Here is a 22,197-nt window from a genome sequence, read left to right as displayed (position 1 = left end):
CAGGCTCGCTTCCACAATGGATCGATGCGGATTCCGAGTTCGTCGCTACAATGCAGGCGCCCCCAAGGAGCCTGCATGTCCAACCTGATTGCCGACTGGCGCGACCGTCCGACCCATCGCCGCGTCTGGGCGCTCGCCGCCCCGATGATTCTCTCGAACATTTCCGTACCGCTGGTGGCGCTGGTCGACAGTACCGTCATCGGTCACCTGCCCTATGCTCATCAGCTCGGCGCCGTCGCGGTGGGCGCCAGTCTGTATACCTTTCTTGCCTGGGCCATGGGCTTTCTGCGCATGGGCTCCACCGGATTTGCCGCCCAGGCGGCCGGGCGTGGGGATGGCGCTGCGTTGCGGCAGATTTTGCTGCAAGGTCTGTTGTTGGCCATGGGCCTGGCCATTCTGTTGGGAGCGTTGGGCGTGCCGTTGAGCGGGGTCGCGTTGCACTTCATGCAACCGTCGGCGGAGCTGGATCAACTGACCCGCGAGTTTTTCCACACACGGCTGTTCGGGCTGCCGGCGGCGCTGGCCAGTTATGCGCTGGTCGGCTGGTTTCTCGGCACCCAGAATGCCCGGGCTCCGCTGGCGATTCTGCTGAGCACCAACCTGGTCAACATCGCACTCAACCTGTGGTTTGTGCTTGGCCTGGAGTGGGGAGTGGTCGGCGCGGCACGGGCCTCGGTGATCGCCGAGTGGACCGGCGCATTGATCGGCCTGTTCATGACCCGCAAAGCCCTGCGCGCCTATCCCGGCCATATCGCCTGGGCCGCATTGGCGTTGTGGCAGAGCTGGCGCCCATTGTTGGCGGTCAACCGCGATATTTTCATCCGCAGCCTGGCGTTGCAGTCGGTGTTCTTCCTGATCACCGTGCAGGGTGCGCGACTGGGCGATGCCACGGTCGCCGCCAATGCGCTGCTGCTCAACGGCCTGCTGCTGACCGCCCATGCGCTGGACGGTCTGGCCCACGCCGTGGAAGCCCTGTGCGGACACGCCATCGGCGCTCGCGACCGTGATGCCCTGCGCCGCTCACTGGTGGTGGCGTGCGGTTGGTCGCTGCTGGCAAGCCTGGGGTTCGCCTTGCTGTTTCTGTACGCCGGGCACCTGTTCATCCAGATGCAGACCAACATCCAGAGCGTGCGCGACACCGCCTTCATCTACCTGCCGTACCTCGCCGCGCTGCCGCTGATTGCGGTCTGGAGTTACCTGCTCGACGGCCTGTTCATCGGCGCCACCCGCGCCCGGGAAATGCGCAACGGCATGCTGTTGACCGTGATCCTGCTACTGCCCTTCGCCTGGATACTGCAAGGCTTGGGCAACCATGGACTGTGGATAACCTTCCTGCTGTTCATGGTGCTGCGCAGCCTGACCCTTGGCACATTCGCCTGGTACTTGCGCAAGAACGACGGCTGGTTAAAAGGATGACGAGCGACATACCTTCAACCCGTTCAGGGTTGATCGTTCTGCCACAGGTTGCGCAGGCTATCGAGACGCTCCTGCTGGGTGGTTCCCGATAACGACTGCCCTGGCACGGCGTCAGGGTGCTGCAAGCGCAGCCATAACCAGCCATCGAGCACCGAGCGCTCACTGAAACCCAGCGCCAGCCCTTCCTGCAGGTGAGCCCACAAGCTGTTGTAGTCGGTGCCGGTGGATCGGCTCCAGCGCCAGGCATGCTGCTCCAGCAGGCAGGTCTGCAAGCTGTCTCGCTGACGCGAGCTGAGGTTTTCTTCGATGGCCAGCGGCCTGACGGCAAGCCGTGGATTGAACAACTGTTGCCAGCCCAGACAGCCAATGGCCCGATCGGCCCAAGTGCCGCCGAACCAGCGTAACTGATCGATCGGACCGAGCCAGCGACTCAGCTCCTGCGCATCGCAGGCATCGAAAAAGTAACTCGCCGTTTGAGGGTTGTAGTAACTCAACAAGGCCCGGTGATGCAGGCTGAAGGAGACGGTGAGCATGCGGCGCAAATGCTCCAGCAGTTGTGATGAAGAGGCTTCACTGACCAGCAGCAACCCGCCCCATGTATGCGGCTCGCTTGAGTACAGCTCGGCGAGTGCAGGGCATTCGCGAAGGTCGACCAACACTGGCCCGTGCTCACGCAACGGATGAAACTCGCTGCCTTCGAACAGCCAGAACCATCGGACATGAGCAAACTGTTGCCGCAACATCGCACCGGCCTGAGGCACGCCCGGCACATCGAGCAACAGCCATTGCGGGGTCGAGTCGGGCGCCTGAACGGCAATCATGCCGCACCGCTCTGGCCAAGCTGCGTCGCTGCCCGGCAAGTGCATAAGGATTGCGCGCAATGACTGAAACTGCCCCCACCTGGCAGCAAACACAGGAGTACCAAGGGTTCGCTGGATTGCAGCAAGCCCAATAAACCATCAACCGCGCGGCTGGCTTCAGTGGTCGAGGCGGATAGCAGCTCGACCATGCCCGGCTCTGCGCTGGACGGTGCTCCGGGAAGAAATCCGCTGATCAACGGTTGATCAGGATCACCTTCGATAAAGCTCACCAGCACTTGCGTGCCCTCACTCAAGGGCATGACACCCGCGCTTTCCAGCTCGCCAGACAACGGCAACCAACAGTGGCTGGGGGCTGCGCCTTCGCCCTGATATAGCCAGTCAAACTGCACGGCGACCGATCTGCCGGGATCGGGGCGAGATTCACCGACGTCGACTACCCATCCCCTTTGCAGGCTGTGCATCCTGGGTTTCACAACGGGATGAGCCGCGATGTAAGGCACCTCCTGCGCAACGACGCGCAGCTGGTTGCGATACAAAAAATCTGGCTGTTGTCCTCCCTGATGCTCGACATGGGTCACTAGCCAGAGACGATTCCAGTCCGCATACGGATGACCGGACAACGGCATCAGTTGACCGCTGCGCAGCGTTGGCAGGTTCGTCTGCCCCTCGGCAATCTGCCCGCAGCCATGAAGCTTGAACTGATGCACTCCCGGTCGTTCGCTCACATCCTCGAAGACCCTCTCTTCGCCACGGCGAAACTGCCCCGGACCGTCGCCCAAGACCAGACAATGCCCGCGCGTACGGTGCTCGAAGTAGTAATGAAGCCGCTCCTGGGCGCATAGACGCTGGAAAAACTGCAGGTCCGACTCCCGGTACTGCGTGCAGAAATCACGGGACGGGTAATCGCCGTTCAGGTCGAAACGACGATCCTTGCCGGCAATGCCGTGCTCCTTGAGAACCTGGGCGAGAATGTCCGGCACCGAGCGATCGCTGAAAATTCGCTGGTTGAAGCGCTGGGCCAGGCAAGCAAGCCTGGGGCCCAGACGCACGCGACAAAGCCTGGGCTCATTGCCATGGCCGGGTTGAACGAGGCCAAGCAACTGTCCGTGAATACCCTCCCCCTGCGGCCCGAAGTGCAAAAAGGCCGAGCGGTACAGCAGGCTTGCAAGGTCCAGTGTCGGGTCATCGTTCAGCAGGTCCACGTCGAACGCAAAAGGCTCGCTGATCGCTTCACTACCGGTAAAGGCCAAGACCTCAAAGGGGTCGGCAAGACCCGCTATATCCAGACGAAATGACGGCTCGTTGACTGAATCGAACATCGGCGATTCTCTACAGGAGGGGCGGCCGGGGATTCTCGCTGAGAGACATGGCCGAGTAGAGTGCCGAAGTACAACTTAGGAAATGACCTACGTGAAAAGAAGACCACATCACTTGGATTGCTCGGCATGTGGGCTATTTCGCGGGACAAAAGAGAAGCCCCGCACCAGGTCATCTGAAATTTCCGCAACCTACGGAGAAATTTCAGACAACCTGATGGGCGCGGTGCCCTACCTCAAGAAGACAGGTAAGACGAACGGGTCAGGCCCAGACGCAAGGCATCAAGGAACTGGGTGCGCTCGCTGGCGCTGATGCGGGCACTGGCGCACTTGTCGCGGTAGTGAGTCATCAGCTCTTCCGGCGACAAGTGCACGTAACGCAGCATGTCTTCGATGGTGTCGTGGGTTTCGATACCAGCGTGGTACACGCTGCCGTCAGCATTCTGATAGATGTTCACCGAGTCGGTGTCACCGAACAGGTTGTGCATGTCGCCAAGAATTTCCTGGTAGGCACCGACCAGGAAGATCCCCAGCAGGTAGTCTTCACCCTCGTTCAGACCGTGCACCGGCAGGCTGGTCTCGATGCTCTGCTCGTCGACGTACTGCTTGATCTTGCCGTCGGAGTCGCAGGTCAGGTCTTGCAGCACGGCACGGCGCAGTGGCTCTTCGTCGAGGCGGTGCAGCGGCAGGATCGGCAGGACCTGGCCGATGGCCCAGGTGTCCGGCAGGCTCTGGAATACCGAGAAGTTGCAGATGTACTTGTCGGCCAGCTTGTCGTTGAGTTCGTCGAGCACCTGACGGTGGGAACGCTGACGGGCCTTCAACGAGTTGTGCAGGCGGCGGCAAACGGCGAAGTAGCATTGCTCGGCCAGGGCTTTTTGCGCCAGGGTCAGCTTGCCATCGGCGTATTGGGTGGCCACGTCACTCATGTAGTGCGTGGCGCGCCAGTAGGTCTCGGTGACCATTTCGATGTCGGTCGGGCCGAGCAGGTCAACCAGCCACTGCACGGTTTCCGGCAGTTCTTCCTTGTTGTCGATCTTCGGCACGTCGTCGTTGTGTTTCTCGACGTCGGTCACCTGCACCACCAGCATCGCGTGGTGGGCGGTCAGGGAGCGGCCGCTTTCAGAGAAGATGTTCGGGTGCGGCAAGCTCTGCGCGTCGCAGAATTCCTTAAGCATCCCGACCACGACACCGGCGTAATCGTCCATGTCGTAGTTGATCGAACTGGCGTTACGCGAGTGAGTACCGTCGTAGTCCACGCCCAAACCGCCGCCGACGTCGATGTGATCGACCGGCAGGCCAAGGTTGCGCAGTTCGCCGTAGTAACGAATCGCTTCCTTGAAGCCGTGCTGGTAGTCCGCCAGGTTGGCGATCTGCGAACCCATGTGGAAGTGCAGCAGGCGAATGCCCTGGTCCAGGCCAGCGGCACGGAAACGCTCGACCACCGACAGCAGTTGCGCCGCCGACAGGCCGAACTTGGATTTTTCGCCACCGGTGTCTGCCCACTTGCTCGACGCCAGGGACGACAGACGCACACGCAGGCCGACCTGAGGCTTGACCTTGAGCGACGCCGCTTCTTCGATCACCAGACCGACTTCGGATTCTTTCTCGATCACGATGAACACGTTGTGGCCCAGCTTCTGGCCCATCAGCGCCAGACGGATGAACTCACGGTCCTTGTAACCGTTGCAGACGATGGTGCCACCCTTCGGCGCCAGCGCCAGTACCGCCAGCAGCTCAGGCTTGGAGCCGGCTTCCAGACCGATGGAAACGTTCTGGGTGGCGATGATGTTCTCGATCACCGCTTCCTGCTGGTTGACCTTGATCGGGTACAGCGCGGTGTACTTGCTCTGGTATTCCAGGCGCTCGATGTTGGCGTCGAACGCACCGGTCAGCTGACGCACGCGGTCTTGCAGGATGTCTGGGAAACGCACCAGCAACGGCAAGGACAAACCGCTTTTGCGCAGTTGGTCGACTTGCTCGAACAGGTCGATAGGCGAACTGGTCGGGCCGTTCGGACGAACTTCGACGCGACCGGCGTCATTGATCGCGAAATACCCGGCCCCCCAATGGCGAATCCCGTAAACACTGCGGCTGTCCGCAACTGTCCATTGGCTGCCATCGTCTTTGCGTGTGCGTCTTACGGACATCGAAGTCCCCTATAAAGAAGTCATAGAGCGTCGCCTTGAGTTCAGGCCGGCGCAGTCTAAAGAATGAAAATGACGTTTCGTCAACGAGGGGGTAGACCTCGCTGACCGCAGTGAGTTTAGAAACCGGTCATGAACAGGCTCTGTGAAAACCATGGAGACGACGCCAGACCAGAATGAAATCAGGACTGGATCAAGCCGCGGGTGGTTTTCACAGAGGCTGCTAGCCGCCGGACTTCTTCGCTTTGAAACCGTGTTTGATCAGCTCAGCCAAGAGTAGCTCGACATGATCGCCCTGGATTTCGATGATCCCGTCTTTCAACGCCCCACCGGTCCCACAACGTTTCTTCAACGTGGTGGCCAGTTCCTTGAGCGCGTCTTCGGCCAGCGGCACGCCGGTGATGGTCGTCACCGTCTTGCCGCCACGGCCCTTGCTTTCACGACGCACGCGAGCGATGCCGTCGCCGGCCGGGATAACGGTTTGTTTGCAGATGCAGGCATCCACCGGTTTACTGCATTCCGGGCAATGACGACCTGCGTCGGTGGAAAATACCAGGCCACCAAGGGCGGCGAAGGATGCGGCTTTTTTGGCCACCGGCAATCCTCTTGGGAGGACAAAGACTGATCGCAACCTTGGGCAAGGTTATCGACCGCGAAGCCCCACTCAGGCAGGGGCAGCGCTACTGAGCCGGGCACTGCCGGTTCAGCTTGAAAAGGTCGCGCAGTGTAACGGCAAAAAGCCGACTTGCTAAGAGCCAATCGGCGCCAATTTACAGCTCTTTTGCGACGTCATCCCCTTGGGCGCGAAGATAGCGCTTCAGGGCTGCCAAAGAGTCCGGGCAGTACGGCTTTTGCTGGATTTCCAGCAGGACCTGATCGATCGGGATAAAGCGCGCTTCCAGCACCTCTTCCGGCTGCAGGATCAATGGGCCGTCCCACACCGCCGAAAACGCCGAACACCAGAGCCGGTTGCCGGTGTCCTCGAAGAAAAAGTGATCGTGGGCGGTCAGTTCCACACCGCTCACCCCCAGCTCTTCTTCCAGCTCACGGGCCGCCGATTCGGCGTAGGTCTCGGTGGCCAGCACCATGCCGCCGGCCGCCACGTCCCAATAACCGGGATAAATCGCCTTGCTCAGGGTGCGCCGGTGAACGCACAGCTCACCGGCAGAATTGAACAGCATGATGTAGGTGCCGCGCCCGATCAGCCCACGCTCACGCAGGTCGGAGCGCACCAGGGCGCCGAGCAGGTTGTCCTGCTCGTCGACCCAGGCGATCTGTTCGGCATCGGAGGCCGCGCGGTGGGCGGCCTCTTTAGCGCTATCTACCATGACTCAGCCCTGATTGAGCAGTTGACGCAAGTCGATCACCGCGGCGTTGGCCCGGGAGATGTAATTGGCCATGACCAGCGAGTGGTTGGCCAGCACACCGAAACCGCTGCCGTTGAGGATCATCGGGCTCCAGACCGGCTCTTGCGAAGCCTCCAGCTCACGGATGATCTGGCGCACGCTGACCGTAGCGTTCTTCTTCGCCAGCACATCGGCGAAGTCGACTTCGATGGCGCGCAGCAGATGGGACAATGCCCAGGCCTGACCACGGGCTTCGTAGAACACGTTATCGATTTGCATCCACGGGGTTTCAACGACTTCTTCGTCAACCTGCGGCACCTGGCCGAGCGCCGGGACTTCGGTTTTCAGCGCAGTGTTGAGCTTGACCCGGCCAACGCTGGCCGACAGCCGTTGCGACAGCGAGCCCAGACGGGTCCCTACATCACCCAGCCAGTTGTTCAGGTTGTCGGCGCGGGCGTAGAACAGCGCGCTCTTCTGGTCAGGACCCGACAGGCGTGCCTGATAGCGGCTCAGGGAGTTGATGCCTTCCTGATACTCGGACTCACTGGATGGCAGCACCCAGCTCTTGTTGTCGAAGTTGAAGCGCGGCTCGGCCTTGGCCAGGTCGGCGTCTTCGGCGGACTGCGACTGGGAACGGGCGAAGTCTTTACGCAGCGCACGGCTCAGGTCGCGGACCTGGACCAGCACGCCATATTCCCAGCTCGGCATATTGTCCATCCACAGGCCCGGCGGGAAACGGTCGTTGGAAATATAGCCACCCGGTTTGGTCAGCAAGGTACCAGCGACGGTCTTGAGGGTTTCCACCGTGGTGTACCCGACCACCATCTGCTTACCTTCTTTCTCAGCTGCCATCTGGGCATTCTGCTGAACCGGGAACAGCGCGGGCTCCTGGCTCCAGTACCAGCCCAGCGCGATAGCCACCAACAAGTAAAGGCAAATCAGAGTGGCCAGCGCCCGGCTGAACAACAGGCCACCAAAATAACTGCGGGTGGCCGATTTCGGTTCAGCGGCACGCTCAGGCGCGCTGCCCGTGCGGTTCTTCCAGTCCAGCATGGCGATATCCTTTCAATCACTTGAGTTCATCGGTTCGACTACAACCCTACGCCATCGTGCCTTATTTGCCGCGCATTAAATCCTGCGGGACACAGCGAGCCATACAATGACTGCAATCGAAGCCATCACTATAAATGAAGCACAGCGTTGAGCCTATGCGACCAGTCGGTCGGGAACTGAATGATGTCGCTTTACAGATTATTGACGCAGGACACTCATGCAATTGAAAAGAGATGCTAGCATAGAGCCACCAGTCGATCTCAGCATGCACCCTAACTAGTAGTCAGGATATGACCGAGCCAGAAGACCCCAGCCGTGAGCGCCTCAAGCACCACTTTGCCCAGCGGGTAATTCATCAGGCACGTCAGATTCTTGAGATATGGCAACGTCTGCAACGCAATGAATGGTCCATCACCGACCTGTCGGAGCTGAGCGAGGCCAATCTGCGCCTGCTGCGCTTTGCCGAACGTTTCGAACAACCGGAACACACCCTGCTGGCCCGTCATATCGGCCAGTCGCTGGAGGCCGTCGACGCCAATCGCGGACGCCTGAGCAGCGGATTGATCACTGACCTCAACCGCCTGATGCAGCGCTTGTCCCGCACCGGCCTGCGCCATGGCGATCAGCTCGAACACACCTTTCTGCCACCGCTGCGCAAACCGATCTACGTGATGCTGCAAGATCACGACCGGGCCGAACGGCTGGCCAAGCAACTTGAATTCTTCGGGCTCAGCGCCCAAGCCCTCGACAGCGTCGCCGCGTTCCGCGCCTCGATGGTCGAGCGTTTGCCGGCGGCGATCGTGATGGATGTCGACTTCAGCGGCGCCGGCATCGGCCTGAAACTGGCGGCCGAAGCCCAGCAAGGCCTGGAGCAGCCCTTGCCGTTGCTGTTTTTCAGCTTGCACGAAACCGACACCCCGACTCGCCTCGCTGCCGTGCGCGCCGGCGGCCAGGAGTTTCTCACCGGCACCCTCGAAGCCTCGAGCCTGCTGGAAAAGATCGAAGTGCTGACCTGCGTCGCCCAGTACGAACCTTATAAAGTGCTGATCATCGACGACTCCCGCGCACAGGCCTTGCACACCGAACGCCTGCTCAACAGCGCCGGGATCGTCACGCGGACCTTGATCGAACCGATCCAGGCCATGGCCGAGCTGGCGGATTTCCAGCCGGACCTGATCATCCTCGACATGTACATGCCGGCCTGCACCGGTACGGAACTGGCCAAGGTGATCCGCCATAACGACCGCTATGTCAGCGTGCCGATCATTTATTTGTCGGCCGAAGACGATCTGGACAAGCAGCTCGACGCCATGAGTGAGGGCGGCGACGACTTCCTGACCAAACCGATCAAGCCGCGCCACCTGATCACCACCGTGCGCAACCGCGCGGCGCGGGCGCGCAATCTGAAAGCGCGGATGGTGCGCGACAGCCTGACTGGCTTGTACAACCACACCCATATCCTGCAATTGCTCGAAGACTGTTCATTCCGCGCCCGTCGCGAAAACAAGCCGCTGAGCTTTGCGATGCTCGACATCGACCACTTCAAACGGGTCAACGACAGCCACGGCCATCCCATGGGCGACCGGGTGATCAAGAGCCTGGCGCTGTTCCTCAAGCAACGGTTGCGCAAGAGCGACTTCATCGGCCGTTACGGCGGTGAAGAGTTCGCCATCGTCATGCCGGACACCGATATTGAATCGGCCTACAAGGTGCTCGATGAAATCCGTCAGCGCTTTGCCGAAATTCACTACCCCGCGCAGCCCCAGGACCTCTGGTGCACCTTCAGTGCCGGCGTCGTCGAACTGCACGAAGGCTCCGACAGCCTGATGATGGCCACACAGGCAGACGAGGCGCTGTACCGCGCCAAGGACGCCGGACGCAACCGCGTGCAAGCCGCGCGGGAGTCAAAGCAAAGTGCCACTTTTTCATCGGAATCGACCGATTCGGTCATAACGCTGTAACAGAAACGCAATAACTTCAGGCACTTACCATTCTGCCATTGGTAGTCCGCAATGCGCCTGAAGCTGTTGACCAATCTCAATACCCTCCTTCTGGTCGCCGTGTGCGTGGCCCTCGGCGCGACCCTCTGGTGGTCGCAAAAAGCCCTGGAACGCCCCTATCTGTTGATGGAGCGTTACCTGGGCCTGTCCCAGCAGTTTCAAAATGAAGTGGCGCGCAACGTCGAGGATTACCTGGCCAGCGGCGATGCCCTGCGTCTGAGCAGCGCCAGCCAGGCCATCGACAACCTGCAAAAGGAGCTCGGCGAATTACCTCCGCCCCTGGCCGATACCTTGCACCCCAGCCTGTCGAATCTGGAGGAGTTCAGCAAGACGGACCTGCTGGCCGCCGGCAAACTCGCCGGCGATCCACAAGCCCTGCTGCTGCAAGCCGAGCGCGAGCTCGGTGCCAGCCTCGATCAGCTCAGCCAATACGCCAACGGCAACGCGGCGTACCTGACGCCTTTGCTCGCAGCTTCCCAGCATCTGGGCAAGTTGTCTTTGGCCCGGGACAAACTGGTCAGCAGCGGGCGCAGTGAACTGGCCGCCGATGTCGAGCGCGAAGTCGCCAGCATCCGCGTTCAGTCTGAACAATTGAACAGCTTGCCGCTGCTGGGGGTGACTGCCAGCAGTGAATCGAACACCGATGACTTCTCCGCCATGATGGGCCTGGAGAACACCGAGAAAGCCGTCGCCGAAGACGCCGGCGTCAGCCTCAAGCGTGAACTCAACAGCCTGCTCACCCGCTACCCGACTGAACTGGCACGCACCCGCGGACAGATCCAGAAACGCGCCGACCTCGGCGCCGCGACTCACTTGAAAATCACCGCCGTGCAGCAGGCCATCGCCGGGCTGGAACCGGTAGTGCGCGCCCAGCACGGGCAAATCCAGGGCGAAGTGCGGCTGATGCAGGGCGTGATGATCGGGCTGATTCTGCTGATCGCCTTGCTCATCGATACCTTGCAGCGACGCCTGGCCCGAACCCTGACCAATTTGGCGCCAGCCCTTTCGATCTGGGCCGAGGGCGACTTCAGTCGCGACATTCAACTGGGTGCGACCAACCGCGAACTGCATGACATTCAAGCTTCGCTCAATCGCTTGCGTGCCTATCTGGTCGACCTGGTGGGGACCATTCGCCTCAATGCCGAGCAAGTCGCCGGCAGCAGCCGGACGCTGGCCGAATTGAGCAATGACCTGCACAGCGGCGCCGAGCATCAGGCCGGCGACACCGCGCTGATCCGCGACTCCCTCGGTGAACTCGAGGCGACGATTCAACAAGTCGCTGGTGATGCCAGCCAGGCCGCGGACGCCAGTCGTCATGCAGGGCTGGCGGTGGAGCATGGTCAGAAGGTCATCGGCCTGAGCCTCACCGGGCTGCATGCGCTGGTGGGTGAAGTGCAAGGCAACGCGCAGATGATCGAACATCTGGCCGAAGAGTCGGCGACTATCGGCGGCGTGCTGACGGTGATTCGCTCGATTGCCGACCAGACCAACCTGCTGGCGCTGAATGCCGCCATCGAGGCGGCCCGCGCCGGGGAGATGGGCCGGGGATTTGCGGTGGTGGCCGAAGAGGTTCGTTCACTGGCGCAGCGCACCGCCGGTGCCACCGCCGAGATTCAGACACTGATCGCCGGCCTGCAAACCGCCGCGCGACAATCGGTCGAAGGCATGCGCGCCCAGGTCGAACACGCCGAAGCCACGGCCAACCAGGCCCAGGCCGCCGACGGTGCGCTGGATAAAATCGTCGGAGCGATCCAGACCATTTCCGACACCGCCGTGCGCATCGCCGATGTCACTGCCCAGCAGAGCGGCGCTGTCAGCGAAATCCGCGATCACAGTGAGCGGATTCATCAATTGGGTGGGGATAACTTGCTGCGCATCGGCGAGGGGCGGGAGCAAGGAGAGAATTTGCTGGTGCTGGGCGGACGGTTGCATACCGCCGTTCAAGCCTTCCGCGTCTGATAAATCGCCATCGCGGGCATGTTCACCACCCATTCCCCATTCTGCACACCAGCCCATCGTCCGCTATCATGCCCGCACCTCCAATACGCGAGATTGTCATGCGCCGTTTGCTCTGCCTGCTGTTTTTAGTGCTCGCCCTCCCGGCCTCCGCCGCCGGGTTGCTGGACAGTCGCCCCAGTTCCACCCTGGGTTCGATCAACAACAGCGCCGACTTCCTGCCGGTGCGCGAAGCCTTTCAGTTGAGCCTGGTAGAAAGTACGCCGCAATCGATCAAGCTGCGTTTCGTCGCCACTGAGGGTTACTACCTCTACCGCCATCGCTTCCAGTTTCGCGCAGATCCGGCCGACGTTGGCCTCGGTGCGGCTCAACTGCCCAAGGGCGAACAAAAGCACGATGAATACTTCGGCGATGTCGAGGTTTACCACGGCATTCTCGATGTAGAACTGCCACGCACCGATTCCCGCGCCTTTACGCTGGCCGTGACCTATCAAGGCTGCGCCGACAAAGGCCTGTGCTACCCGCCCGAGACCGAGCGCCTGAGTATTGATGGCAGCGGTGCCACGACCACAGCCTGGGGCTGGCGCGAACTGGCGCTGTTCTTCCTCGCAGGCCTCGGCCTGACCTTCACCCCCTGTGTGCTGCCGATGCTGCCGATCCTCTCCGGGGTAGTCCTGCGCGGGCAGATCGGCGGTTTACGTGGCTTCAACCTGTCGCTGGCTTATGTGCTGCCGATGGCCATCTGCTTCGCCCTGTTGGGTGCCTTGATGGGCATGTTCGGCGCACAGCTTAATCTTCAGGCGCGCTTGCAATCGGCCTGGGTGCTGGTGCCGTTCGCGATGTTTTTCGCAGTGTTTGCCTTGGCGATGTTCGGGGTGTTCGAACTGAAACTTCCCTACGCCATCAGCAGCCGTCTGGACCGGATCGCCGGGCGCACCGAAGGTGGCTCACTGTGGGGCGCGGCGGTGCTGGGCGTGGTGTCGAGCCTGCTGGTTTCGCCCTGCGTCTCGGCTCCCCTGGCCGGTGCGCTGCTGTACATCAGCGCCAGCGGCGATGCCTTGGGCGGCGGATTGAAACTGTTCATGCTTGGCCTGGGCATGGGCGCACCGCTGTTGCTAGTGGCGACTGGCGGCGCGGCCTGGTTGCCGAAAAGCGGGCCGTGGCTGATCTACGTGAAAAACGCGATTGGTGTGCTCCTGCTGGGGCTGGCGATCGGTTTGCTCAGCCGAGTATTGCCAGGCCAGATCACTTTACTGTTGATCGGCTTGCTCGCCGGTGGCGTCGGTTTGTTCATGGGCGCGCTGGAGTTTGTCTATAAGCCGCCGAGAAAACGCCTGGGGCAATTGCTGGGGATGTTTCTGCTGTTTTATGCACTGGCCTGTTGGTACGGTGCGTTCAGCGGTCAGTCCGATCCATTCAACCCCATTGGCCAGACGCGCCTCGTCGCCAGCAACGAGCAGCAAGCGCCAATCGCCAGCACCTGGCAAACCATAACCTCTCCAGCAGAACTGGATCGTGTCCTCGCCGAAGCCAAATCCTCCGGCACGCCGCTGCTGCTCGACTGGTACGCCGACTGGTGCATCAGTTGCAAAGTCATCGAACACGAAGTGCTCAACGATGCCAACGTCGTCGAACGTCTTAAAGGCTATCGACTGATCCGTTTCGACATCACCGCCAGCAACACCGAACAGCGCGCCCTGCTCGACCGCTACAAGCTGTTCGGCCCTCCAGCGCTGATGTTTTTCGGCAGGGACGGCGTCGAACGCACCGATGTGCGAGTGATCGGCGAGATAAACGCCACGGACTTCGCCGAACGTGTTGCGAAAGCAAATGACCGGATTTAATCACCCGGTCACATATTTCGCGCAAACATCGGCCATCGTGCTGCCTATTGCATAGAACTGGACAGTCACAAAGTCTTTGCGGCATAGTCGCCTGGTTCTGACAATTGCACACGGATCACAAAGGAGCAGCAGATGGCGACCCTATTGGTTTTGCACGGCCCTAACCTGAACCTGCTCGGCACCCGGGAACCGGGCGTCTATGGTGCAACCACCCTGGCACAAATCAACCAGGACCTGGAACAGCGGGCGCGCAATGCCGGCCACCATTTGCTTTACCTGCAAAGCAACGCCGAGTACGAATTGATTGACCGCATCCACGCTGCTCGCGGCGAAGGTGTGGACTTCATTCTGATCAATCCAGCAGCTTTTACGCATACAAGTGTCGCGTTACGTGACGCGCTGCTGGCGGTGAGCATCCCATTCATCGAAGTGCATTTGTCTAACGTGCATAAACGCGAACCTTTCCGCCATCACTCTTACTTCTCCGATGTAGCGGTGGGAGTGATCTGCGGCCTTGGCGCCAGCGGTTATCGACTGGCCCTGGAGGCCGCACTAGAGCAGCTTGAAAGACAGGCAACGGCTTGAACAACAAGCGTTAAACGCCCCTGACCGACCCTTGGGAGTTGATGATTCATGGATATCCGTAAAGTTAAGAAATTGATCGAATTGCTGGAAGAGTCCGGCATCGACGAGCTTGAGATCAAGGAAGGCGAAGAGTCCGTACGCATCAGCCGTCACAGCAAGACGCCGGCTCAGCAGTACTACGCACCGGCTCCGATGCATGCGCCGGCACCGGCTCCAGTTGCTGCCGCCGCTCCGGTTGCTGCCGCTGCGCCTGCGGCTCCAGCGGCTCCAACGCTGAACGGCAATGTTGCCCGTTCGCCGATGGTCGGCACGTTCTATCGCAAATCTTCGCCGTCCTCGCCATCCTTCGTTGAAGTTGGCCAGACCGTGAAGAAAGGCGACACCCTGTGCATCGTCGAAGCCATGAAGATGATGAACCACATTGAGGCTGACCACAGCGGTGTGATCGAATCCATCCTCGTCGAAGACGGCCAGCCGGTTGAGTTCGACCAACCGCTGTTCACCATCGTTTGAATCGCGGAGAGCCTTTGATGACTGCGAAGTTGGAAAAAGTTCTGATCGCCAACCGCGGTGAGATCGCCCTGCGGATTCTGCGTGCCTGCAAGGAAATGGGCATCAAGACCGTCGCCGTTTACTCCAAGGCCGACAAAGAGCTGATGCACCTGGGCCTGGCAGACGAATCCGTCTGCATCGGTCCGGCCTCCGCCGCTCACTCCTACCTGCACATTCCGGCCATCATCGCCGCTGCTGAAGTGACCGGCGCTACCGCCATTCACCCAGGCTACGGCTTCCTTGCGGAAAACGCCGACTTTGCCGAACAGGTCGAGAACTCCGGTTTCGCGTTCATTGGCCCGAAAGCCGATACCATCCGCCTGATGGGCGACAAGGTATCGGCCAAGCACGCCATGATCGCCGCTGGCGTTCCAACCGTTCCGGGCTCCGACGGCCCACTGCCTGAAGACGAAGAAACCGCTCTGCGCATTGGTCGCGAAGTCGGTTATCCGGTGATCATCAAAGCCGCTGGCGGCGGCGGTGGTCGTGGCATGCGCGTGGTGCACAAAGAAGAAGACCTGATCTCCTCGGCGAAACTGACCCGCTCCGAAGCGGGCGCAGCGTTCGGCAACCCGATGGTCTATCTGGAAAAATTCCTGACCAACCCACGTCACGTGGAAGTTCAGGTGCTTTCCGACGGTCAGGGCCACGCCATCCATCTGGGCGACCGCGACTGCTCGCTGCAACGTCGTCACCAGAAGGTTCTCGAAGAAGCGCCGGCACCGGGCATCGACGAGAACGCGCGCGAGGAAGTCCTCGCCCGTTGCGTCAAGGCTTGCATCGACATCGGCTACCGTGGCGCCGGCACTTTCGAGTTCCTGTACGAGAACGGCCGCTTCTACTTCATCGAGATGAACACTCGTGTCCAGGTAGAGCACCCGGTATCGGAAATGGTCACCGGCATCGACATCGTCAAGGAGATGCTCAGCATCGCCGCCGGCAACAAGCTGTCGTTCACCCAGGATGACGTGGTCATCCGCGGTCACGCGCTGGAATGCCGGATCAACGCCGAAGACCCGAAAACGTTCATGCCGAGCCCAGGCACGGTCAAGCATTTCCACGCACCAGGCGGCAACGGCGTTCGCGTCGATTCGCACCTGTACAGTGGCTATGCCGTTCCGCCGAACTACGACTCGTTGATCGGCAAGCTGATCACCTACGGCGCAACCCGTGACGAAGCCATGGCGCGCATGCGTAATGCGCTGGACGAGATCGTTGTCGACGGGATCAAGACCAACATCCCGCTGCACCGTGATCTGACCCGTGACGAAGGCTTCTGCAAAGGGGGTGTGAACATTCACTACCTCGAGCACAAGCTGGCTGGCGAGAAGCACTAAGCTTCAGCCGGAACATGACAAGGCCGCCTTCGGGCGGCTTTGTTGTTTCTGGAGATGCCGCCCGGAAACCTTGTGGCGAGGGAGCTTGCTCCCGCTCGGTTGCGCAGCAGCCGCAAGACCATTCATCCGAGTTGTGTCAGACAGAGCCGTATCTGCCATTTTGGGACCGCTTCGCGCTCCAGCGGGAGCAAGCTCCCTCGCCACAGAGACCGACGTCTCCGCTATTGGATGGCAACCCGGTCGTCTTCTGCCGCGCGCTCGCGTAAACTTGCGCGCTTCTCGCAGCCCGCTAGGCTGCAATCTATATTTTTCAAAGGTGCCCGCCATGCCTTGGCTGCAAGTCCGTCTCGCCATCAGCCCAGAACAAGCCGAAACCTACGAAGACGCTTTCCTTGAAGTGGGCGCCGTATCGGTGACCTTCATGGACGCCGAAGATCAGCCGATCTTCGAGCCGGAACTCAACACCACCCCGCTGTGGTCGCACACACACCTGCTGGCCTTGTTCGAAGGTGGCACTGACGCCGCCAGCGTGCTGGCCCACCTGGAGTTGCTGACCGGCAGCCCGCTGCCCGAGCATCACAGCGAAGTGATCGAAGACCAGGACTGGGAACGCAGCTGGATGGATGGCTTCCAGCCGATGCGCTTCGGCCAGCGCCTGTGGATTGTCCCGAGCTGGCACGCCGCCCCTGAGCCTGACGCGGTGAACCTGCTGCTGGACCCGGGCCTGGCGTTCGGCACCGGCACTCACCCGACCACCGCGCTGTGCCTGGAATGGCTCGATGGCCAGGACCTGAAAGACTGCAACGTGCTGGATTTCGGCTGCGGCTCGGGGATTCTGGCGATTGCCGCCCTGTTGCTGGGCGCCAAACAAGCCGTCGGCACCGATATCGATGTGCAAGCCCTGGAGGCCTCCCGCGACAACGCCGGACGCAACAACATTGCCGACGAGCTGTTCCCGCTCTATCTGCCGGAAGATTTGCCGCAGGTTCAAGCCGACGTACTGGTCGCCAATATCCTCGCCGGCCCGCTGGTTTCCCTGGCGCCGCAACTGTCCAGCCTGGTCAAGCCCGGCGGTCGCCTGGCACTGTCGGGCATCCTCGCCGAACAGGGCGAAGAGGTTGCCGCTGCCTATGCCCGGGACTTCGATCTGGATCCGATCGCCAATCGCGACGGCTGGGTACGCATCACTGGCCGTCGGCGCTAGAATGAGCGCCTGCATAAACCGGATTGCCGCATGACCGATAGCTTCGTCACCCAATGCCCGCATTGCCAAACCAGCTTCCGCGTCAGCCACGCTCAGTTGAGCGTGGCCCGTGGGGTGGTTCGTTGCGGCTCGTGCTTGCAGGTGTTCAACGCCGCCAGGCAGTTGCTTGAGCAACGGGCCGGCAAGGAAGCGGTAAAACCGGCTGCATCGGCGCCCGTAGAACCGCCCGTGCAGCGGGCCATCAGCCAAAAGCAATGGACCGCGGCCGAGATGGACCTGGACAGCCTGGACCTGGACGAAGAACTCGCCCGGCTCGAACAGCGGGAAATCCAGCCGACGACGGAGTTCGGTCACCCCCGCGAAGACAGCCTCAGTGCTCGTCGCGACAGCACCGAACACGACGAAGCCCCTTGGCCCGACAGTCTCTTCAGTGAGTCGGCCGCCGATCGTGCGCAAGCCGCCGACGCGCAGACGCCATCACCGATGGTCGAACCGACGATCGAGCCAAGCAAACACTCGCGCACCGAGCCTTCGCTGTCCATGGAGCCCGTGCCACTGGACGATGAGCCCGAGATACAGCAGCTGCGCCTGCACGACCCGCTCGACGCCCCGATCCCTTTTGGCAGCCTGTCGGCGAAAACCGATGACGATGAGATCGAAGATGACCTGCCCTCCGTCGAGCCCCTGCGCAAGCGACGCGAACGCAGCGAACCGGCCATGCGCGCTGAAGTGCTACAGGACCTGACCGACGATCCGTTGCAACTGGATTGGCAAAAACGCCGCTCCCCCTGGGGTCGGCGCTTTTTCTGGCTGCTGCTGATCCTGATCGGTGCCGCCGGCCTCGTTGGCCAGTACGTCGCCTACCACTTCGACGAACTGGCGCGCCAGGACCAGTATCGTCCGTGGTTCCAGCAACTGTGCCCGCACATCGGTTGCACAGTGCCGTCCAAGGTCGACATCGCGAAAGTCAAAAGCAGCAATCTGGTGGTCCGCAGCCACCCGGACTTCAACGGGGCGCTGGTGGTCGATGCCATCATTTATAACCGTGCGCCCTTCTCCCAGCCGTTCCCGCTGCTGGAGCTGCGCTTTGCCGACCTCAACGGCCACCTGATCGCCAGCCGTCGCTTCAAGCCCGGCGAGTACCTCAACGGCGATCTCGAAGGCCTGGCCGAAATGCCGCCGCAAACGCCGATCCACATCGCGCTGGACATTCTCGACCCAGGCCCCAAAGCGGTGAACTACAGCCTGAGCTTCCATTCGCCCGAGTAAAACACTCAAGCGTTGCAGGCTTGACGGCGGTTTCCTGACTTTGACCGTTCAAACCAAACCGCTGGCGATAACGAATTAGTTGTTCAGATTTTGTTCAATTCAGCCTTTATCCAGTCATCGAGAGCGGGTATCATGCCAACCCTTTTTCGAACTCTCATGATCCGGCCCCACAACAGGGAAGTCCTATGTCGGCGGTACGCATCGGTCCATATACATTGCACAACGGCTTGATCCTCGCCCCCATGGCGGGCGTCACCGACCAGCCCTTTCGTCAGCTGTGCAAACGATTGGGCGCAGGACTTGTAGTCTCGGAAATGGTCACCAGCGACATGAGCTTGTGGAACACCCGCAAATCGCGGATGCGCATGATCCACGAAGGCGATCCCGAGCCCCGCTCGGTACAGATCGCCGGCGGAGATGCGCAGATGCTGGCGGATGCGGCCCGGGCCAACGTCGAACTGGGCGCACAGATTATTGACATCAACATGGGCTGTCCGGCGAAGAAGGTCTGCAACAAGGCCGCCGGTTCCGCACTGTTGAAAGATGAAGCATTGGTGACCGAGATCCTGCAAGCCGTGGTGGCTGCGGTCGATGTGCCGGTCACCCTGAAGATCCGCACCGGCTGGGACCGGGCGAACAAGAACGGCCTGACGGTGGCGAAGATCGCCGAACAGGCAGGCATCACGGCGTTGGCCGTACATGGCCGCACCCGTGCCGACCTGTACACCGGGGAAGCCGAGTACGACACCATTGCCGCGATCAAGCAGGCGGTGTCGATTCCGGTCTTCGCCAATGGCGATATCGATTCGCCCGAGAAAGCCCGGTACGTGCTCGACGCGACCGGTGCCGATGGCCTGTTGGTGGGCCGGGCTGCCCAGGGGCAGCCATGGATTTTTCGTGAAATCGACCATTATCTGCGTACCGGTGAAAAACTCCCGGCACCGGAACTGATCGAGGTGGAATGTATTCTGCTTGAGCATCTGGCCGCGCTGCATGCCTTCTATGGCGACGTCATGGGCGTGCGCATAGCTCGCAAGCATGTGGGCTGGTATCTCGCAACCTTGCCGGGCGCCAGGGAGTTTCGCGCCCACTTCAATCGTTTGGAAGATACGGAAGCACAATGCGCCTACGTTCGAGGCTTCTTCGCCGAACGTTACAAGAGCCTGACAGGGGACGGAGAAGGGGTGGCCGCATGACGATGATGACCGAGACTTTAGTGAGTGGAACAACACCCGTGAGCGACAACGTGAATTTGAAACAGCACCTCAATACACCGAGCGAAGAAGGTCAGACCCTTCGCGGGAGTGTCGAGAAGGCGCTGCACAATTATTTCGCCCACCTTGAGGGCGCTGCCGTCACGGATGTGTACAACCTGGTGCTCTCCGAAGTCGAGGCCCCCCTGCTCGAATGCGTGATGAACTACGTCAAGGGCAACCAGACCAAAGCCAGTGAGCTGCTCGGACTGAACCGGGGCACCCTGCGCAAGAAACTCAAGCAGTACGATTTGCTGTAAGCATTCAATCAAACCAGAAAGGCGCCCACGTAAAACCGGTCGCCTTTTTTGCTGACTCCTTTGCTTTTGATGGAAATTGAGATGACCGACCAGACTACCCGCCTGCCGATCCGCCGCGCCTTGATCAGCGTTTCCGACAAGACCGGGATCCTTGAATTCGCCAAAGAGCTCGAAGCCCTGGGCGTAGAGATCCTCTCCACCGGCGGGACGTTCAAGCTGCTGCGCGACAACGGTGTTGCCGCAGTGGAAGTCGCGGATTACACCGGTTTCGCAGAAATGATGGACGGCCGGGTGAAAACCCTGCACCCGAAAATCCACGGTGGGATCCTCGGTCGTCGCGGTATCGACGACGCCATCATGAGCGAGCACGGCATCAAGCCGATCGATCTGGTAGCGGTCAACCTGTACCCGTTTGAAGCCACCATCAACAAGCCAGGCTGCGACCTGCCGACCGCTATCGAGAACATCGACATCGGCGGCCCGACCATGGTCCGTTCGGCGGCAAAAAACCACAAAGACGTGGCCATCGTGGTGAATGCCAGCGATTACGCCAACGTTCTGGAAAGCCTCAAGGCCGGCGGCCTGACCTACGCTCAGCGTTTCGACCTGATGCTCAAGGCCTTCGAACACACCGCCGCCTACGACGGCATGATCGCCAACTACATGGGCACCGTGAACCAGGCGGCTGAAACCCTCTCGACCTCCGGCCGCAGCGAATTCCCGCGCACCTTCAACAGCCAGTTCATCAAGGCTCAGGAAATGCGCTACGGCGAGAACCCGCACCAGAGCGCGGCGTTCTACGTTGAAGCCAAGCCTGCCGAAGTCGGCATCGCCACCGCGACCCAACTGCAAGGCAAAGAGCTGTCGTACAACAACGTGGCCGACACCGACGCCGCGCTGGAATGCGTGAAGAGCTTCGTCAAGCCGGCCTGCGTGATCGTCAAGCACGCCAACCCGTGCGGCGTGGCCGTGAGCCCGGACGCCGAAGGCGGCATCCGTCAAGCCTACGAGCTGGCCTACGCCACCGACACCGAGTCGGCGTTCGGCGGCATCATCGCGTTCAACCGCGAGCTGGATGCTGAAACCGCCAAGGCCATCGTCGAGCGTCAGTTCGTCGAAGTGATCATCGCCCCATCCGTCAGCGCAGAAGCCCGCGCCATCGTGGCCGCCAAAGCCAACGTACGCCTGCTGGCCTGCGGCGAGTGGTCGGCTGACCGCGTTCCAGCCTGGGACTACAAACGCGTCAACGGCGGTTTGCTGGTACAGAGCCGCGACATCGGCATGATCGGCAGCGAAGACCTGAAAGTGGTGACCAAGCGCGCGCCAACCGAGCAGGAAATCAACGACCTGATCTTCGCCTGGAAAGTCGCCAAGTACGTCAAGTCCAACGCCATCGTCTACGCCAAGAACCGTCAGACCATCGGTGTCGGCGCCGGCCAGATGAGCCGCGTGAACTCCGCGCGTATCGCCGCGATCAAGGCTGAACATGCCGGCTTGCAAGTGCAGGGCGCGGTCATGGCGTCGGATGCGTTCTTCCCGTTCCGCGACGGCATCGACAACGCAGCCAAGGTCGGTATCACTGCGGTGATCCAGCCAGGTGGCTCGATGCGTGATAACGAAGTGATTGCGGCAGCTGATGAAGCCGGCATCGCCATGGTCTTCACCGGCATGCGTCACTTCCGTCACTAATAAGACAACGGCCGCACTGAACCCGGTACCTGCTGCGTTGGAGCCGACCTCGATGACGCTCATTGCCAAAAGGCAACTCCGCTCATCGAGGTCGACTCCGCCTTGCATCTACCGGCTTCATTGCGACCTCCTACGGCGTGAAGCGCTTT

General features: G+C 60.9%; 18 protein-coding genes. 12 read left to right on the top strand and 6 right to left on the bottom strand.

Annotated features, from left to right (window positions below; all coding sequences use genetic code 11):
- The first annotated feature begins 75 nt into the window (after positions 1–75).
- Positions 76–1,416 (top strand): MATE family efflux transporter, encoded by a 1,341-nt coding sequence (locus AC1DQM_RS21445; protein ID WP_018928412.1) that lies wholly within the window; start codon positions 76–78, stop codon positions 1,414–1,416.
- Positions 1,417–1,439: 23 nt separating this feature from the next.
- Here AC1DQM_RS21445 and AC1DQM_RS21440 read toward each other — a convergent pair whose 3' ends face one another.
- From AC1DQM_RS21440 to AC1DQM_RS21415, 6 genes are all read right to left on the bottom strand, one after another.
- Positions 1,440–2,237 carry a DUF4123 domain-containing protein gene (locus AC1DQM_RS21440; protein ID WP_477746814.1) on the bottom strand — a complete coding sequence of 266 codons (798 nt, stop codon included), beginning with the start codon at positions 2,235–2,237 and terminating at the stop codon, positions 1,440–1,442.
- Entirely contained in the window at positions 2,234–3,556 is a 1,323-nt protein-coding gene (locus AC1DQM_RS21435) for a contractile injection system protein, VgrG/Pvc8 family (protein ID WP_477746813.1), read from the bottom strand. Before AC1DQM_RS21435 ends, AC1DQM_RS21440 begins: the two co-directional genes overlap by 4 nt.
- A gap of 233 nt (positions 3,557–3,789) precedes the next feature.
- The gene (speA, locus tag AC1DQM_RS21430) at positions 3,790–5,703 is read right to left on the bottom strand and encodes an arginine decarboxylase (protein ID WP_018928415.1); all 1,914 of its coding nucleotides are present in this window, start codon (positions 5,701–5,703) and stop codon (positions 3,790–3,792) included.
- 220 nt (positions 5,704–5,923) lie between these two features.
- Positions 5,924–6,295, bottom strand: coding sequence for a translation initiation factor Sui1 (locus AC1DQM_RS21425; RefSeq protein ID WP_007914613.1), 372 nt, complete (start codon positions 6,293–6,295; stop codon positions 5,924–5,926).
- Positions 6,296–6,470: 175 nt separating this feature from the next.
- Positions 6,471–7,028 (bottom strand): NUDIX hydrolase, encoded by a 558-nt coding sequence (locus AC1DQM_RS21420; RefSeq protein WP_019582277.1) that lies wholly within the window; start codon positions 7,026–7,028, stop codon positions 6,471–6,473.
- 3 nt (positions 7,029–7,031) lie between these two features.
- Entirely contained in the window at positions 7,032–8,099 is a 1,068-nt protein-coding gene (locus AC1DQM_RS21415) for a DUF2333 family protein (protein ID WP_018928417.1), read from the bottom strand.
- A 290-nt stretch (positions 8,100–8,389) separates the two neighbouring features.
- Between AC1DQM_RS21415 and gcbA the strand changes: the two genes are divergently transcribed.
- From gcbA to purH, 11 genes are all read left to right on the top strand, one after another.
- Complete coding sequence (gcbA, locus tag AC1DQM_RS21410) at positions 8,390–10,060, top strand: diguanylate cyclase GcbA (RefSeq protein ID WP_018928418.1); 1,671 nt, start codon at positions 8,390–8,392, stop codon at positions 10,058–10,060.
- Between the two features lie 51 nt (positions 10,061–10,111).
- Positions 10,112–12,058 (top strand): methyl-accepting chemotaxis protein, encoded by a 1,947-nt coding sequence (locus tag AC1DQM_RS21405; protein WP_477746812.1) that lies wholly within the window; start codon positions 10,112–10,114, stop codon positions 12,056–12,058.
- Positions 12,059–12,156: 98 nt separating this feature from the next.
- A complete protein-coding gene (locus AC1DQM_RS21400; protein WP_028940126.1) occupies positions 12,157–13,899 on the top strand; it encodes a protein-disulfide reductase DsbD in 1,743 nt (580 codons plus the stop codon).
- Between the two features lie 132 nt (positions 13,900–14,031).
- On the top strand, positions 14,032–14,484 hold the full coding sequence (gene aroQ / locus AC1DQM_RS21395) for a type II 3-dehydroquinate dehydratase (protein ID WP_007937215.1): 453 nt from the start codon (positions 14,032–14,034) through the stop codon (positions 14,482–14,484).
- 48 nt (positions 14,485–14,532) lie between these two features.
- Entirely contained in the window at positions 14,533–14,997 is a 465-nt protein-coding gene (gene accB, locus AC1DQM_RS21390; RefSeq protein ID WP_111455267.1) for an acetyl-CoA carboxylase biotin carboxyl carrier protein, read from the top strand.
- A gap of 17 nt (positions 14,998–15,014) precedes the next feature.
- Positions 15,015–16,373 carry an acetyl-CoA carboxylase biotin carboxylase subunit gene (gene accC, locus AC1DQM_RS21385; protein ID WP_018928422.1) on the top strand — a complete coding sequence of 453 codons (1,359 nt, stop codon included), beginning with the start codon at positions 15,015–15,017 and terminating at the stop codon, positions 16,371–16,373.
- 325 nt (positions 16,374–16,698) lie between these two features.
- Positions 16,699–17,577 (top strand): 50S ribosomal protein L11 methyltransferase, encoded by an 879-nt coding sequence (gene prmA, locus AC1DQM_RS21380; protein WP_019582270.1) that lies wholly within the window; start codon positions 16,699–16,701, stop codon positions 17,575–17,577.
- A 30-nt stretch (positions 17,578–17,607) separates the two neighbouring features.
- Complete coding sequence (locus AC1DQM_RS21375) at positions 17,608–18,846, top strand: DUF3426 domain-containing protein (protein ID WP_477746811.1); 1,239 nt, start codon at positions 17,608–17,610, stop codon at positions 18,844–18,846.
- 185 nt (positions 18,847–19,031) lie between these two features.
- Positions 19,032–20,042: a tRNA dihydrouridine synthase DusB gene (gene dusB, locus AC1DQM_RS21370; protein ID WP_018928425.1), complete on the top strand. Its 1,011-nt coding sequence runs from the start codon at positions 19,032–19,034 to the stop codon at positions 20,040–20,042.
- Positions 20,039–20,359, top strand: a complete 321-nt coding sequence (gene fis, locus AC1DQM_RS21365) for a DNA-binding transcriptional regulator Fis (RefSeq protein WP_007907419.1) — start codon at positions 20,039–20,041, stop codon at positions 20,357–20,359. Before dusB ends, fis begins: the two co-directional genes overlap by 4 nt.
- An 81-nt stretch (positions 20,360–20,440) precedes the next feature.
- Complete coding sequence (purH, locus tag AC1DQM_RS21360; protein WP_018928426.1) at positions 20,441–22,048, top strand: bifunctional phosphoribosylaminoimidazolecarboxamide formyltransferase/IMP cyclohydrolase; 1,608 nt, start codon at positions 20,441–20,443, stop codon at positions 22,046–22,048.
- Positions 22,049–22,197: the final 149 nt, after the last annotated feature.

Source organism: Pseudomonas sp. 01L34, assembly GCF_056400265.1.
The sequence above is the reverse complement of the archived record's forward strand: the minus strand, read 5'-3'. Positions and strand labels throughout refer to the sequence as shown.